General features: G+C 39.6%; 17 protein-coding genes. 9 read left to right on the top strand and 8 right to left on the bottom strand.

Annotated elements, in window-relative coordinates; translation table 11 throughout:
* Positions 1–29 precede the first annotated feature (29 nt).
* On the bottom strand, positions 30–929 hold the full coding sequence (locus tag NSQ36_RS03170) for a cation diffusion facilitator family transporter (RefSeq protein ID WP_003214299.1): 900 nt from the start codon (positions 927–929) through the stop codon (positions 30–32).
* Positions 930–1411: 482 nt separating this feature from the next.
* On the opposite strand from NSQ36_RS03170, the gene gabP reads away from it, so the two are divergent.
* From gabP to NSQ36_RS03155, 3 genes are all read left to right on the top strand, one after another.
* A complete protein-coding gene (gene gabP / locus NSQ36_RS03165; protein WP_137055467.1) occupies positions 1412–2800 on the top strand; it encodes a GABA permease in 1389 nt (462 codons plus the stop codon).
* Positions 2801–2897: 97 nt separating this feature from the next.
* The gene (locus NSQ36_RS03160; protein ID WP_050945680.1) at positions 2898–4430 is read left to right on the top strand and encodes a multicopper oxidase domain-containing protein; all 1533 of its coding nucleotides are present in this window, start codon (positions 2898–2900) and stop codon (positions 4428–4430) included.
* A gap of 285 nt (positions 4431–4715) precedes the next feature.
* The gene (locus NSQ36_RS03155) at positions 4716–5090 is read left to right on the top strand and encodes a carboxymuconolactone decarboxylase family protein (RefSeq protein ID WP_003214068.1); all 375 of its coding nucleotides are present in this window, start codon (positions 4716–4718) and stop codon (positions 5088–5090) included.
* Between the two features lie 216 nt (positions 5091–5306).
* On the opposite strand, the gene NSQ36_RS03150 is transcribed toward NSQ36_RS03155, so the two are convergent.
* Together NSQ36_RS03150 and NSQ36_RS03145 are read right to left on the bottom strand one after the other, a co-directional pair.
* Positions 5307–6356, bottom strand: coding sequence for a hypothetical protein (locus NSQ36_RS03150; protein ID WP_268458116.1), 1050 nt, complete (start codon positions 6354–6356; stop codon positions 5307–5309).
* Positions 6357–6429: 73 nt separating this feature from the next.
* A complete protein-coding gene (locus tag NSQ36_RS03145) occupies positions 6430–6798 on the bottom strand; it encodes a septal ring lytic transglycosylase RlpA family protein (RefSeq protein ID WP_044141453.1) in 369 nt (122 codons plus the stop codon).
* A gap of 209 nt (positions 6799–7007) precedes the next feature.
* Between NSQ36_RS03145 and NSQ36_RS03140 the strand changes: the two genes are divergently transcribed.
* The gene (locus NSQ36_RS03140; protein WP_339206736.1) at positions 7008–7682 is read left to right on the top strand and encodes a hypothetical protein; all 675 of its coding nucleotides are present in this window, start codon (positions 7008–7010) and stop codon (positions 7680–7682) included.
* Positions 7683–7805: 123 nt separating this feature from the next.
* Entirely contained in the window at positions 7806–8273 is a 468-nt protein-coding gene (locus tag NSQ36_RS03135) for a hypothetical protein (RefSeq protein WP_050945677.1), read from the top strand.
* Between the two features lie 45 nt (positions 8274–8318).
* Here NSQ36_RS03135 and NSQ36_RS03130 read toward each other — a convergent pair whose 3' ends face one another.
* The gene (locus NSQ36_RS03130) at positions 8319–8735 is read right to left on the bottom strand and encodes a hypothetical protein (protein ID WP_309217225.1); all 417 of its coding nucleotides are present in this window, start codon (positions 8733–8735) and stop codon (positions 8319–8321) included.
* A 599-nt stretch (positions 8736–9334) separates the two neighbouring features.
* On the opposite strand from NSQ36_RS03130, the gene NSQ36_RS03125 reads away from it, so the two are divergent.
* The gene (locus NSQ36_RS03125) at positions 9335–10777 is read left to right on the top strand and encodes an ATP-binding protein (RefSeq protein ID WP_137055472.1); all 1443 of its coding nucleotides are present in this window, start codon (positions 9335–9337) and stop codon (positions 10775–10777) included.
* A 667-nt stretch (positions 10778–11444) separates the two neighbouring features.
* On the opposite strand, the gene groL is transcribed toward NSQ36_RS03125, so the two are convergent.
* Both groL and groES read right to left on the bottom strand, forming a co-directional pair.
* Positions 11445–13079 carry a chaperonin GroEL gene (gene groL / locus NSQ36_RS03120; protein ID WP_339206733.1) on the bottom strand — a complete coding sequence of 545 codons (1635 nt, stop codon included), beginning with the start codon at positions 13077–13079 and terminating at the stop codon, positions 11445–11447.
* Positions 13080–13134: 55 nt separating this feature from the next.
* Positions 13135–13419 (bottom strand): co-chaperone GroES, encoded by a 285-nt coding sequence (groES, locus tag NSQ36_RS03115; RefSeq protein ID WP_003214120.1) that lies wholly within the window; start codon positions 13417–13419, stop codon positions 13135–13137.
* 230 nt (positions 13420–13649) lie between these two features.
* On the opposite strand from groES, the gene NSQ36_RS03110 reads away from it, so the two are divergent.
* The 3 genes from NSQ36_RS03110 to NSQ36_RS03100 are packed head-to-tail and all read left to right on the top strand — an operon-like array spanning position 13650 to position 15255.
* Complete coding sequence (locus NSQ36_RS03110; protein WP_050945674.1) at positions 13650–14384, top strand: CPBP family intramembrane glutamic endopeptidase; 735 nt, start codon at positions 13650–13652, stop codon at positions 14382–14384.
* Positions 14381–14575: a YdiK family protein gene (locus NSQ36_RS03105; RefSeq protein WP_003213897.1), complete on the top strand. Its 195-nt coding sequence runs from the start codon at positions 14381–14383 to the stop codon at positions 14573–14575. The genes NSQ36_RS03110 and NSQ36_RS03105 overlap by 4 nt, the downstream gene beginning before the upstream one ends.
* 56 nt (positions 14576–14631) lie before the next feature.
* Complete coding sequence (locus NSQ36_RS03100) at positions 14632–15255, top strand: NUDIX domain-containing protein (protein ID WP_339206730.1); 624 nt, start codon at positions 14632–14634, stop codon at positions 15253–15255.
* Between the two features lie 42 nt (positions 15256–15297).
* Here the strand turns inward: NSQ36_RS03100 and tatC are convergent, their stop codons facing one another.
* On the bottom strand, positions 15298–16056 hold the full coding sequence (tatC, locus tag NSQ36_RS03095; protein ID WP_095117754.1) for a twin-arginine translocase subunit TatC: 759 nt from the start codon (positions 16054–16056) through the stop codon (positions 15298–15300).
* A gap of 6 nt (positions 16057–16062) precedes the next feature.
* Positions 16063–16242 (bottom strand): twin-arginine translocase TatA/TatE family subunit, encoded by a 180-nt coding sequence (locus NSQ36_RS03090; protein WP_003214302.1) that lies wholly within the window; start codon positions 16240–16242, stop codon positions 16063–16065.
* Positions 16243–16256 lie beyond the last annotated feature (14 nt).

The following is a 16256-nucleotide window of genomic DNA, read 5'->3' as shown; positions in this document are numbered from 1 at the left end:
CATCAACACGTAGAAAAAAAGAAGCCTTCTCACGATGGATAAGACTTCTTCTCTTCTTTTGGCTCACCCGCTGGCTCCATATGAACATGAGAGTGTAAAATATCATGTTCCTTCTTCATTCTACGTTCGATCTCATCTGCAATATCATGGCTTTCTGCAATGTTCAAGTGCGGCTCGACCTCCACTACTACATCCACATGGACCGTACTTCCAAGATACCGCGCCTTAATATCTTTCAAATCGCCCACCCCAGGTGTTGCTTCAATGGTCTCTTTATATTTGGACATATCTTTTATATGAAAACCGTCCGTTAACGAATGAGAGGCATCTCTGAAAATCTCCCACGCCGTTTTACAAATAATGAGCCCAATCACAAACGCTGCAAGCGTATCAATCCATGCCAGTTGAAATTGAGAGGCGATAATCCCTACAAATGTTCCGATACTCACATACGCATCTGATTTATTATCAGCTGCTGCTGCATGAAGAGCTTGGCTATTGATCCGTTTGGACAGATTGCGGTTGTAAATATACACACCATACATCACCACAGCACTTCCTGCTGCCGTCCAAGCTGCGATCATATCGGGCGTTTGATGCTTAGATGAGAAGAGCGACTGGCCTGCACTCAGCAGAACCTGAAGTCCAACAAGCATCATAATAAAGGACGCCACAAGTGACGCAATATTCTCTGCTCTAAAATGACCGTATGGATGATCTTCATCAGGCGGCTTTTGAGAAATACGCAATCCAATCAACACTGCAAGGGATGCAATAATATCCGTCGTATTATTCAATCCATCTGCCGAAAGAGCCTCTGAATGAAACGTATACCCAATCAGAAGTTTCACCGCAGATAAGATCACATAGGCAATGATGCTGACCCAAGCACCTGTTTCACCTTGTCTTAATTCGTTATAGCGCTCCATGTCGAACCGCGCCTCCTCACACATCACTTTTCTATTATTTATCTTACAAAGCAAAGCCCATGTGGGTCTACAGCAACATGATTCGCTTGTGTCAGCAAAATAGGATACATAGAAATGTGTTGACCTAAGTAAACTTAATTTTATAAGGTCAATTGACCTCAAGACCTACTCCCATCAACCTTTCTCCAATTCACTCTGTGATGATTATATTGGCAATATCACTCTTTCTGAGAAGTTATCAGAATAATTTTATTTTGAGACACAACTTCTCCCCATCCGATCTTATGCTATTTTTAAGAATGAACAGAGGAAAAAGAGGGAACATAATCTCTCAAATCCTTTATACTTTTTAACATCATGTTAAGAGGTTTGAAATGTCAGTTTGATAACCTGTCCAATGCTGAATGACAATTCAGTATGATAAAATTTAAAATATTCTAAAAACAAATTCTCTATCAGGAGAAATGTTTGGAGGTAAAGACATGTCCAACATGACAAACGGTCTTCAAAAAAATCTGAAAACAAGACATATTTCAATGATCTCCATTGCTGGGGTTATTGGCGCAGGGCTATTTGTTGGTAGCGGCGCTGTCATTCATTCTGCAGGGCCTGGATCCATTCTTTCCTATTCTTTTGCAGGACTTCTCGTGATCTTTATTATGAGAATGCTTGGAGAAATGGCATGCGCCTATCCGACAAGCGGATCCTTCTCACAATATGCGAGCGATGCCATCGGTCCATGGGCCGGTTTTACAATTGGCTGGCTTTATTGGTTCTTCTGGGTGATTGTCATCGCGATCGAAGCCATTGCCGGTGCTGCCATTATTCAGTATTGGTATGGAGATGCACCTGTTTGGCTCACAAGTCTTATCCTCACTATCCTCTTAACATTAACAAATATCTTTTCTGTTAAATCTTTTGGCGAATTTGAATATTGGTTCTCATTAATAAAAGTCGTCAGCATTATTCTCTTTCTACTCATCGGTTTTGCATTTATCTTTGGTTTTGGTGGTCATCATACTGTAGGTCTTGCCAATTTAACGGGGAACGGCGGTTTCCTTCCAAATGGATTCAGCTCTGTTTTACTCGGAATTGTCGTCGTCATCTTTTCCTTCATGGGAACCGAGATTGTGGCAATAGCGGCCGGAGAATCAGCAGACCCCGTCAAGTCTGTGACAACAGCTACCCGCTCTGTTGTATGGCGTATCATCGTGTTCTACGTCGGTTCCATCGCTGTCGTTGTGACCTTGCTTCCATGGAATTCAGCGAGTATTTTAACAAGCCCGTTCGTTGCGGTATTAGAATACATCGGTGTCCCATCGGCTGCTCAAGTGATGAACGTCATTGTTTTAACAGCTGTTCTATCTTGCTTAAACTCTGGGTTGTACACAACGTCCAGAATGCTTTATTCATTGGCAGAAAGAGGCGAAGCACCGAAACGCTTTATGAAAATCAGCAAACGTGGTGTTCCCGTAGCGGCTACAGTCGCAGGCACCTTCTTTTCCTACATTGCCGTGATGATGAACTACTTTTATCCTGAAACCATCTTTTTGTTCTTAGTCAACGCATCAGGCGCGATTGCCCTTCTTGTCTACTTGGTCATTGCTGTTTCACAATTAAGAATGCGCCGTAAAATCGAAAAAGAAAATCCAGAACAGCTCAAAATCAAAATGTGGCTGTTCCCATACCTCACGTATTTTACCATTTTGGTCATTTGCGCCATCTTGGCATCAATGCTGTTTATCGAATCAATGAGACCGCAGCTCATTTTGACGAGTATCATTACCTTCGGTGTGCTTGCCGCTTATTTCTTCTTTAAACCGAATAAAAAAGTGCCTGCAAATGCAGCGCTTGAAAATAAACATCCGTAATGCTCCCGCTGAAAAGCGGGTTTTTTATTTTATTCACCTATTTTGATGTCCGCACTTATACTGTATCAAATTGGATTTTAAGTGAGGATTAGATAACATGAACCTAGAAAAATTTGTTGACGAGCTGCCAATTCCAGAAGTTGCGAAGCCCGTCAAAAAGAACCCAAGACAAACGTATTATGAAATCGCTATGGAGGAGGTATTTCTAAAAGTTCATAGAGACCTGCCCCCAACCAAGCTATGGACCTATAATGGCAGTTTGCCTGGTCCAACCATTCATGCGAATCGAAATGAAAAAGTCAAAGTGAAATGGATGAACAAATTGCCACTTAAGCATTTTCTACCGGTCGATCATACCATTCACGAAGGCCATCATGATGAACCAGAAGTCAAAACCGTCGTTCATTTACATGGCGGCGTCACACCAGCAAGCAGTGACGGCTATCCAGAGGCTTGGTTTTCACGAGACTTTGAAGCAACCGGCCCCTTCTTTGAACGAGAGGTGTACGAATACCCAAATCATCAGCAAGCCTGCACATTGTGGTATCACGATCATGCGATGGCATTGACACGATTAAATGTGTACGCCGGATTAGCTGGATTTTATTTGATTTCAGATGCGTTTGAAAAATCGCTAGAATTACCGAAGGGTGAGTATGATATTCCGCTAATGATCATGGACCGTACGTTTCAGGAGGATGGCGCGCTGTTTTATCCAAGCAGACCAAACAACACGCCAGAAGACAGTGACATACCAGATCCGTCTATCGTGCCCTTCTTTTGCGGAGAAACCATTTTGGTCAATGGAAAAGTATGGCCGTATTTAGAAGTAGAGCCGCGAAAATACCGTTTTCGTATTTTAAATGCGTCCAATACAAGAACTTACGAGCTGCATCTAGACAACGATGCGACGATTTTGCAAATTGGATCTGATGGCGGCTTTTTACCAAGACCTGTTCACCATCAATCCTTTAGCATTGCTCCTGCTGAGCGATTTGATGTCATCATCGATTTTTCAGCTTATGAAAACAAAACGATCATCCTTAAAAATAAAGCCGGCTGCGGACAGGAAGTGAATCCTGAAACAGATGCGAACATCATGCAATTTAAAGTCACACGTCCGCTAAAAGGGAGAGCACCTAAAACATTACGGCCTATTTTCAAACCGCTTCCACCGCTTCGTCCTAGTCGAGCTGATAAAGAACGTACGCTCACACTTAGCGGCACACAGGATAAATACGGCCGCCCCATTTTATTGCTAGATAACCAATTTTGGAATGACCCTGTCACGGAAAATCCTCGTCTTGGCAGTGTGGAGGTTTGGTCTATCGTCAATCCAACAAGAGTCACACATCCTATTCATTTACACCTTGTTCAATTCAGAGTGATAGACAGAAGACCATTTGATACTGAGGTCTATCAATCGACAGGGGACATTGTATATACAGGACCAAACGAAGCACCTCCCTTACATGAACAAGGCTACAAGGACACCATTCAAGCGCATGCCGGTGAAGTCATTCGGATCATCGCTCGCTTTGTTCCATACAGCGGCAGGTATGTGTGGCATTGTCATATATTAGAGCACGAGGATTATGACATGATGCGGCCGATGGATATTATTAAGTAACATGAAACCGATCTCCCGTCACATGCGTAAACACATATATTGACTACATCATTGCGAAGGGCTAACAGACAGCGTTATATTAGCCCTTTCCTTTCTTTTCATTGAATCATTCTAAAATAAAACAATGCATGACTTGAAATGGCATTTATTTGTACATTCAACACTTAAAAAATTGACGCAGCAAACCGATAATACTACTATATACCCATTGCATCTATCAAAAGGCACATTTGCCACACTGAACGAACAAATGGAAAATTGCGATAAAAAACGGAGGAGTTCAATTTGAATGAAGAAAAAGAGACTTGCCAGATCACACAAGAAACAACGGCAGGTAACATAGAGAAGCTTTCAATTCAGAAAAACGAGAGCATTCGGTCAAATATTGAACAGCTAACAATTGAACTCGGTGAACAAAAAGAATTCAACCACTTCATTTTAGATGAAAAACAAAAGGCCATCAGTACATTATCTGCCCTCATTACAAAAGGCGATTGTGATGAAGAATTAAAGACTCATTTTGAACAAGCATTACATATCGGACTTTCTGTCATAGAGATTATGGAGATTATTAAGCACTGTACAAAAGTTGCTGGATTCCCTCACTCCATTAATGCCCTGTTTATCTTTCAAAACTTATTAGACAATAACACCAAATAAATCAGAGAAAACGAGAAGCATCTGTCCTCTCGTTTTTTTATGTCCACTCATATTACTCTCTTTCCTTTCCTCTGTCACTTAAGCAAAATATGAAAATACCACACGTTTCCCACCTTAAAAACTGATTTTCCTTACATAAATTCCTTAATTTCTGCAACATGTCAAATGGCAAAATAAAAAAACGTCCAGTTATATAAAAATAACTGAACGTACCTTTTATCGATTGACAGTGAAATTGTTAACAATCCCGCCATCCTTCTCCCAAACGGCTTCCACTGTTTTCTTCTTGATATTGTATTCAAATATCGTTCTTACCTTTGCTTTTCGTCCGGTGTCATCCTTTAATTCCTTTGCGCTTTTAGCAACACCTAAGAAATAAACAGAAGACCCATCCGTAGAAAATTGCGGCTGTGCTGCACTTAAAATATGCACATCCTTACTGTTCTTAACGAGTGTCGCCTGTTTTCCTGTTTCTACATCAAGCATTTTAATAGAGGCTACTTCTTTTTCGTTTCGCACCTTCACTTCTGTATAAATCAATGTCTTATGATCTGGTGAAAATGAAATATCATTGATCGTTTGCGAGATACGTGCAATTCGCTTCCCCTTCACGCCTGTTTGAAGGGTGATCTTCATGGTCGTTGGTTCAGGGTCTCTTCCCTTTTCATTCGCTTCATCGGTTTTCTTGTAATCTTCTTTTAAGGAATAATGCTGGATTGCCAGAAGGTTTGACGCAGGATCATATGCAAAAGAACTTACCGTGTCATCCTTGCTTTTTTCTGGATATAATACCTTCACTTTGTGTGTGTTTACATCAAACATAGCGACATAAAATTGTTCCCCAGAATCCTTATTATACCTAAGATATAACTGTTTCCCGTCTCCAGACAGCCTCATACTGTCGATGGAATCTTCACTCGTAAATAGCGTTTTTTCTTCATCCGTTTTTACATTCAGTTCTCGAATACTCACTTTTTGCGTGTCTTCATCCGTATACGTGTAATATAAAAGCTGTTTCGTAGAATCATAAGCAATCGAAGGATAGGCTGTCAGTTTCTCCGTATGAAGCGCCCGGTCATGCAAGTAATACGTATTGTTTAACTGTTGATCTGTAAATGAAACGAGTAATTCGTCTTTTGCATCCTGATTTGTTTTCACTTTTACCGCATGCTTCGGCTCTTGCCCCGGCTTCATCATAAAGAAAATGATGGCCGCAATCACTGCGACTCCGATGACCGTGATGATCCACCATGTTGATTTTTTCATTGCCTTTCAGACCCTCTCTACAAGAAAAGAAGCCAGAAAATGAACTTTTCCCGCTTCTTTGCATGCCTATGTATTAATAAGTGTAATGTCCTTTTACGACACCTTTACTTGTTTTAAACCCTAGTGCTTTGAATGCTTTTGGGCTGACGTCTAATACAGCGTTTGGCATTCTACCTACATCATATTTATATACTGTAATCACTTTATGTGGTTTCGCTTTTGTTGTCACTCTTAGTTTTGTACCTTTTTTTGGCACGTCAAATCCCATTTTAGTTGCTGCATCCCAATGACCGAGTTTTTTTCCATCTGCGCCTTTTTTACCGACACCATTATACCAAGTAATATTGCCGCTTACTTTTTTTGCACTTGCTCCATGTGAGAAACTAAACGCCAAAAATAAACTAGCTACTGTTACGATTGTCGCGATAAGCTTTTTATTCATTAAAAAATCCTCCGTATTTGGTTTCTGCACTTATTATACATGAAGATGCCCCCAGTTATTTTACAGTCACATTACAATTCGAATACAAATTGACCACTTTAAGACCGATTTTGTTCATAAAAATTACCAAAATCAGCCAGAACAATGTAAGCAACTCCTCTCTTTCATTTTATATAATAAAAATGAATCAAATATAAGGAGGGATTTTTATGAAAAAGTGGTTCATCGTTTTAAGTGTGAGTTTAGCGTTGGTTTTGATGCTTTCAAGTCTACCTGCCTCAGCAGCTAGTCCTCGTCACGGTGCGATTGTGACACAAACGGATGAGGCCAAATGGTCAGGTATCTCGGCTGATATTGTGCTGCCGAAAACAGCTACCATTAAAAATGGCTATGCGGACTGGTACCTCGGTCTCGGCTCTGCCGTTATAGAGAGCGGTATTTCAAAAACGTCTTCTGGCTATAAGGTCTTTCTTGGCAGCGGCTCACAAGGTGGCAGTCAATATTGGAACAGCGAATATGATAAGAGCATTAAGGATGGTGCACGTGTCAATTTAAAGCTCATCAACAATGGTGATGGCACAGTCTCACTATACGTCAATGGGAAATTGCGCTATAAACAGCCTGTTTACAAACCTAGCCGTCTGAAAAACCTCGATGTCGTCAAAATGGTACACGGTGTTCAGGATAATGGGGCAAACAGCTACACACAAGCAAGCTTCTCGAATGTACAGCTTCGTGCAGATACATCAGGAAGCGTCTATAAAAAATGGGATGGGTCCATCAAATCATCGCTTTTACGTAAAAATTTAGAATCAGGTGCTGCAGCTCCTAAATTCACCGTCATTTCTTCTGTTCCATTAAGTACAAGCCTTTCAGCACAATAAGAAAAAAGCGCCCTTTTTGGGTGCTTTTTATTGTTCACAGCTTATCAGCACTTCTCTTTTAATCAAAACAAGGATTCGTGGTAACATAAACATACATACTTCGAAGAAAAAAGGAGAACGAACGTGAAAAAAAGTCTACTTGTTTTCATGAGCCTAGTTGCAAGTCTCTTCATGCTAGCAGCTTGCTCAAATACAACAAACGAACAAAAAACAGAAACGAAGGCACTTCCAACGATCAATGAACGCATTCAAAAAGAAACGAAAGAAGTCATGGAACAGTCTAAACTCATAAAAGACACAGCGATTACCGTTGATCAAAAGAAAAAAGTCATTTCATTAAACGTGATCGCTTCCTCTGACACCAATAGTGATTACGCTGAAGTCATCGGTTTAAACTTTGCCAAGACACTGGCCATTGGAGCTTCAACTGAAAAAGAAAACAACCTGCACAAACCCGAAAATGACAGTCTTGGTGCTCTCTATTCCTTTTACGACCTAAACATCACCGTGAAACAAGAAAACGGCAAAGTGCTGGCAAAGGGAAAGAAAAAAACAAATGAAACAAAGATTACTTGGGAAAGAGCCCAGTAATTTAGAAAGGCTTGTAGAGGATCGCTCTACAAGCTTTTTTCAAGTTTATACAGACAAATCGTCTCTCATCGCATCGACCAGTGTGTGAATATCTGAGTGAGCCCACGATGCTAATCGTACCAACAGATCATCTATACACTCATACAAATGATGTTCCCTCAAAATATACTCCTTATAAAATGGAATGACAAAGAAATAGAGCAAATCAGCCAATTCAAGTGCAACGTTATCGTCATCCTCATCTTCTAACGCCTGTCCAACACTTTGAATCAACCAATGCAAATCTGCTTTCTTTTCAATCGGAACATACATCAGTTGATGAATATTATCCGTATCGTTCGTTTGTAAAATCCGCTCAGCCGCTTCCTTTGACAGCGCCCCAATTTCTGTAGAAGATATATTCACAACCTCTAATTCATCCTCTGATCTCACTTGATTCATTTGCAGCAAGTTTTGGTCCATCTCGACTCACTCCCCATTCTCAGATACTTTTATTATAAGGAATTGATCTGATTTTTTATGGAAATAGTGGATTTTTTTATGTAATTTTAAAGAAAATGTGACATTATAAGTCAAGGTATCTCATATCTCTCTGAAAACAAAAAAGCACTCTTGATTATAAGATTGGTTTTCTTATACGTCCTTTACTCTCTCTTTCATTGTTTCAGCCATTTCCACTTCCCCCTCTGCATCATCTTTTCAATGATGCGAGCACAATCTAAAGCCTACAGTGCTTTTCATTTTGCTTCTCTTAATAGTTCCTCAGACAGCGTCTCCCATAAAAACTCTCTGAAGTCGGTCATATCAACCACTTCAATTTTTTTTATATATGATCACAATGACAAATAACATCATATTTCACAACTTATATTTTTCTATTTTAGAAATATTTTTATACAGAGGATAATTTTAGATTAAAGAAGAGACAATCTTGAATATACTAACAGGTTCTATTTTGAGGTACAAAACCACAAATAAACATCAATTTATAGTCTAGTTTCAAAAGTATGAGGTATAATCATCTTATAAAAAATACCAATTAAAAAGGAGAAGCATTAATAATGAAAAAGTTCGATTTGAACATCGAAAAAGTATTAGAGCACTGGACTATTCCTCACGCCTTAAGAGAAATCATAGCAAATGCACTGGATGAATCAAATTTAACGAACACGAAAGAGCCCCTTATTTTTAAAGATGAAGATAATAAATGGCATATCAAAGATTTTGGGAGAGGTCTAAAGTATGAACATCTAACGCAAAACGAGAATATAGAAAAGACAGAGAACCCAGATAAAGTCATTGGTAAATTCGGGGTAGGTTTAAAAGATGCATTGGCGACATTCGATCGAAGGAACGTAGAAATCCTCATCCAATCAAAATATAGTGATATTACAATAAAGAAGTTATCTAAGGGAGACTTTGACGATCTGGTAACCTTGCACGCCATCGTCCATAGTCCGACTAATCCTAATTTGGTAGGCACAGACTTTACGTTTACTGGTCTCAAAGATGATGATATCGAAAAAGCCAAGGATTTCTTCTTACTTTATTCCGGAGAAAAGACAATTGAAAAAACGAAGTATGGGGAACTCATTGAAAACAAAAAAAAACGTTCAAGAATTTACGTTAACGGAATTTGTGTAGCTGAGGAAGACAATTTACTCTTTTCTTACAATATCACTTCCACCACTAAGAAACTTCGTCAATCTTTAAATCGGGAGCGAACAAATGTAGGAAGAAGTGCTTACACAGACAGGGTGAAGTCTATTCTCTTAGAATGTAAGAGCCCAACATTTGCTAGAAAGCTGGTGGATGATTTACAAAGGATTCAAACAGGAGATTATCACGATGAATTACAATGGGTTGATGTTCAACTACACGCCTGTAAAATATTAAGTAGCAAGGACAAAAAAGTGATGTTTTTAAGTGCTTATGATTTAATGGATGGCGGTAAATACTTAAATTACGCAAAGGAGGAAGGGATACGTATCATTACTGTTCCTGATTCACTAGCGAATAAACTTGAAACTAGTAAAGATCTGAATGGTAATAACTTCAGAAATTTGGAAACTTATGCGTTAGAATGGAACGAACAATTCGAATTTGATATCGTAAAAGTCAACCAGTTAACGGCTAAAGAAAAAGAAATTTTCAATTACAAAGATATCATTGTAAGTTGGTTCCCAAAAAAGAGTAATCTCGTCAATGATATTGTGATTTCCAATTCAATGCGACCAGACAATTATACGGGTAATGATGCACTTGGGTTATGGGAGCCGTCCACTAAACGAATTATCATTAAACGTAGCCAACTGAAAAATATACAATCATTCGCAGGTACACTTGTGCACGAGTTGGTTCACGCTCATACAAATACTGATGATAACACCTTAGAATTCGAAAGTGAATTAACTGAAATGCTTGGGAAGTTATCTACCCTTATCCTTGAAAGTTCAAATCCTGTAAAACCCAAAAGTATGCTAAAAAGATTATTAAACAAATAGAATGTGTGAATTATACAAAGATTTATCAAATCACATATAAACAATAAGGAGCCGCTCATATTGTGGAAGAGCGACTTCTTTTTTAATATTTTTCTGCCCTAAAAACGATGTATAAAACCGCTACAAAGAAGCACAACATCAAGTAATCGAACGAATGACTTATTACAATGTTAAATAATAAATGAAAAAAGAGGCTTCCCACAAGTTTGTTCAACTTAAGAGAAGCCTTCGTTAAAAACTTCATGTTAACAACCCGCTCTATTCTTACATAAAATCCCTATATATTAAGGGATTGGAGCGCGTATTATATCATTCTACCAATGCATTGCCTAGTTATATGTATTTTTATGACCTTATGTAAAATGAAGCGGGGAATTTCCTAAAGGTGATTTAATATGATCACTTTTACTTCTCTATATTCAATTATACAGCTTTCAACATCAAAAAAGTCTCCTTCTGGGCGGCCATGGTGCGAGCTAACCAATGCAATGTATGAATTTTCAAATCAAAAAACTCATCTACATTACAAAAGACAGAAAAAAGAAGCTTCTCAAAAGTTCGGAGAACTAATGAAAAGCCTCTAATTTTTCTATGTGGTATCAAAATGGCACCAAAATGAGTGCGACTTACGGTTAAACCCTTGATTAATAAGGGTTTAAATCCGTAATTACATCATTCCGCCCATTCCAGCCATGCCGCCCATATCCGGCATTCCACCGCCTGAGCCGCCTTCTTCTGGTTTGTCAGCAACGACTGCTTCAGTTGTTAGAAGCATTGCTGCAACAGAAGCTGCGTTTTGAAGTGCAGAGCGAGTTACTTTTGTTGGGTCAACGATTCCTTTTTCGATCATGTTTACCCATTCGTTTGTTGCTGCGTTGAAGCCTACGCCAATTTCTTCGTTTTTCAAGCGCTCAACGATGACTGATCCTTCAAGACCTGCGTTGTGAGCGATTTGGCGGATTGGCTCTTCAAGAGAACGTAGAACGATGTTTACACCTGTTTGAACGTCACCATCAGCTTCGATTGAAGCGACTTTTTTGTATACATTCACAAGTGCTGTACCACCACCGGATACGATACCTTCTTCAACTGCTGCACGAGTTGAGTTGAGTGCATCCTCGATGCGTAGTTTACGCTCTTTTAGTTCTGTTTCAGTTGCAGCACCAACTTTGATGACAGCGACGCCACCAGCTAGTTTAGCAAGACGTTCTTGTAATTTTTCTTTATCGAATTCAGAAGTTGTTTCTTCAACTTGCGCACGGATTTGGTTTACGCGTGCTGCGATTTGAGCAGAATCTCCTGAACCTTCTACGATGGTTGTGTTTTCTTTTGTCACAACGACTTTAGACGCGCGGCCAAGCTGACCGATTTCAGTTGATTTCAGGTCAAGTCCTAGATCTTCTGTGATTAACTCTCCGCCAGTTAGAACAGAGATGTCTTCAAGCATTGCTTTACGACGATCACCGAATCCAGGTGCTTTTACTGCCACTGCGTTGAATGTTCCACGAAGTTTGTTCACAACAAGTGTTGCAAGTGCTTCGCCTTCTACATCTTCAGCAATGAGCAATAATGGTTTTCCTTGTTGTACAACTTGCTCAAGTACAGGAAGGATTTCTTGAATGTTTGTGATTTTTTTATCAGTGATTAAGATGTAAGGATTTTCAAGAACCGCTTCCATCTTATCAGAATCCGTCACCATGTATGGTGAAGCATATCCGCGGTCAAACTGCATTCCTTCAACCACTTCAAGCTCAGTTGTGAACCCTTTAGATTCTTCGATTGTGATCACGCCGTCGTTACCTACACGCTCCATTGCTTCAGCGATCAGGCTTCCAACTTCTTCATCTGCTGCAGAAATAGACGCAACTTGAGCAATTGATTCTTTGCCTTCGATTGGTTTAGAAATCTCGTGCAAGCCTTCAAGTGCTACTTTCACTGCTTCTTCGATCCCTTTACGAACGCCAACAGGGTTTGCACCAGCTGTTACGTTTTTAAGACCTTCACGGATCATCGCTTGAGCTAGAACTGTTGCAGTCGTTGTACCGTCACCAGCTACGTCGTTTGTTTTGCTTGCAACTTCAGCCACAAGTTTTGCACCCATGTTTTCAAATGCATCTTCTAATTCGATTTCTTTTGCGATCGTTACACCATCATTTGTGATAAGTGGAGAACCGAATTTTTTCTCAAGAACCACGTTACGTCCTTTAGGTCCTAAAGTTACTTTTACAGCATCTGCAAGTGCATCTACACCACGTAGCATCGCGCGACGTGCTTCTTCACTGAACTTAATATCTTTTGCCATAATAACGAAACCTCCTCAGTCTTTTTAAAAATGTATCTCAATGTTTTTTATGTGATTAACCAATAACAGCTAAAATGTCGCTCTCACGAAGAATTAAATATTCTTTGCCTTCATATTTCACTTCAGTGCCTGCATATTTTGAGAAGATAATGCGGTCGCCTGTGTTTACTTCTAACGCAACGCGCTCACCACTTTCAAGTACACGACCTGAACCTGCTGCAACAATTTTACCTTCTTGCGGTTTTTCTTTTGCAGAATCCGGTAACACAATACCGCTAGCGGTTTTTTCCTCAGATTCAACGAGTTCAATGATTACGCGATCGCCTAATGGCTTTAACATAAGAAACAACCTCCTCAATTTTTATATGTAGTCTTTTTTTAGCACTCATCACCAGTGAGTGCTAACACATTTATTATAATAAAGAATGTCTTCTGCAATTTCAAGTAAAAACCTTTAAAAATTTTTACGCTTTCATGATCTTTTTTCATCTCAGATTCTTTCCTTTTCATCGAAAAAGAAGACTTGTGTTACAATAAATCTAGTTCTTTTAGTAAAGGGGTTTTCGTTACTTGAAAAAACAATATTGGTACATCATCTTAACGTATATATTGGTGCAGTTTTCTGCGTTTCCGTATGTATTCATCATGAAGTGGTTAGGTTACATTCAGACACCGATGACACAAGCAGAGCTCTCTAAATTGTCAGGTACATGGACAATTATCAGCTTCTGTGTCGGATTAATCATTATTCTGCTCATTCTTCGGACTGTGCCAAAAGCTTCACTTCGAAATGAGGCACCGGCTTCAGTCGGCGCGGCAATCGCTTGGATCATTGGTGGTTTCTTTCTTTCCCTCTTTGCACAATCGATTGCAGGAGCGATTGAACAATATGCATTTGGCATTGGCCGTGAATCCGAAAATACTCAAAACATTTTAGCCATAATGGATGCAGTTCCATGGCTTGTGATCGTCATCGCCCTGATTGGACCGATATTAGAGGAAATCATTTTTCGAAAAATCATTTTTGGTGTGATTTATGAAAAAACAAATTTCTTCATTGGAGCGCTTGTCAGTTCAGTCGTATTCGCAGCTGTACACAACGATTTTGCTCATATCTTACTTTATACCGCAATGGGCTTTACCTTTGCCTTTTTATATGCGAAAACAAAACGAATCATTGTTCCAATCGTTGCTCATATGCTGATGAACTCACTCGTTATTCTTGTGCAGATTGAGCCAGTAAGAAAAATGATTGAAGAACAATCTCAAACAATGCAAATGATTATTGGAGGCTTTTTCTCATGAGAAACCCTGTTGTATGGGGCATCATTTATTTTGCCGTAGGTGTGGCTTTCACCTATATGGCCATTCAAAATCCAGGTGACATGTGGTCATTTTACAGCATTTTGCTGATGGTGTTTGCGGCCTATAATATTAATATCGCGCTTAAAATGTTTGCCTTCTCAGTCAAACTCAAAAAACAGCAGCAAAAATAAATCAAAAACCATTTTCCGTACTTGGAAAATGGTTTTTTTATGGAGGACAAGTTTTCATGGAACAAGAAAAACTGAACATCTTAAATGAGCAGCATGAAACGATTGGAGTCGCTGCCCGATCAGATATCCACGCCCAAGGCCTTTGGCATGAAACCTTTCATTTTTGGCTTCTCAAAAAGGAACATGACACCATCTATCTCTATTTTCAGCTAAGAAGTCCCGCAAAAAAGGATTTCCCTTCTCTTTTTGATATCACCGCAGCAGGTCATCTTCTTGCAAATGAACAGCCTTCTGACGGTGTGAGAGAGGTAGAAGAAGAGCTTGGTCTTACTGTCCCTTTTGAAGATCTAGCCTTTGCAGGTGTTATACAGGATGAAATCCATCTACCCGGTTTTACTGATCGTGAATGTTGCCATGTCTATCTTTACGTCCATCAAGAAGAGCAGATGAACATTCAATTACAAAAGGAAGAAGTCGCTGGACTTTACAGAGCAAAGCTAATGGATGCACAGCAGCTTTTCACAAGAAAATGTGAAAACATGCAGCTTGATGGCTTTGAAGTTGATGAATTCGGAGAACGACGTGAGAAAAGCAGAGTAGTCTGTATACAAGATTTTGTCCCGCATGAGACTGCCTATTATCAGCATCTATTTCAAGCGATCAATCAATTCCTTTCATAATAGAAAAAGCATCGTGACCCTTATTTGGATCACGATGCTTTTTTATGTGACATCATAACTTTCTTTCTCCTCTGTTTGCTGCATTTTGCGATAGGTCACTCTCGAAATGACGATACTCACTTCGTATAAAACGAGCATCGGCAAGGTAACCATGAGGTGAGAAACAAGCTCTGGTGGTGTAATGAGTGCGGCAATGACAAGGAGGACAAAATAGGCATACTTCCGTATTTTTGATAAAAACATCGGTGTGATGATGCCAAGTCTTGTGAGAAACATCAACACAACGGGCATCTGAAACAAAAAGCCAAATGGAAGTGTTAACTGCATCAGAAATGTAAAATACTCATGAATCCCAATGACTTGCTCTACATTTAAATCATTCGACATTCGCATCATAAAATCAACGACAAACGGAAACAAAATAAAATAAGAGAAAGCCACACCGCTCAAAAATAAAAGCAGTGCAATCGGAATATAAGCAAGTGTCACCTTTCTTTCTTTTTCATATAAGCCGGGGCTCACAAACGCCCAAAGCTGATATAAAATCACGGGACACGTCAAAACCAAAGCGATGACAAATGCGAACTGCATAAACACGTACAGCGGATCTGTGAGCTTAAATGCATTCAGTGTCAGTGTGGCCGCTTCATCGGTATTTTGTAAATACACAATGACCGGCTTAGCAAGAAAAAAACCAGCCACCATAAAGGCGACAAAAAACATCGCAATGATCACTAAACGTTTTCGCAGTTCCACAATATGCTCCATAAGCGGCATATCTTTGACATTCATGAAGCTCATCCTATTCTACTGATCTTCTTTTTTCTTTTTTTCTTCCTGATCATCAGCTAAACCTTTTGTGGCATTTTTGAATTCACGTAATGTATCTCCTGCTGCTCTTCCTAATTCAGGAAGCTTTTTCGGCCCAAAAATAATGAGCGCAACAATCGCAATCAGAACCAAACTTCCAGGACCGATCGGACCCATTTGCTCCACCCCCT

Source organism: Bacillus sp. FSL W8-1143, assembly GCF_037965155.1.
GTDB classification, from domain to species: domain Bacteria; phylum Bacillota; class Bacilli; order Bacillales; family Bacillaceae; genus Bacillus; species Bacillus pumilus.
This window is presented reverse-complemented; position numbering and strand designations above follow the sequence as displayed.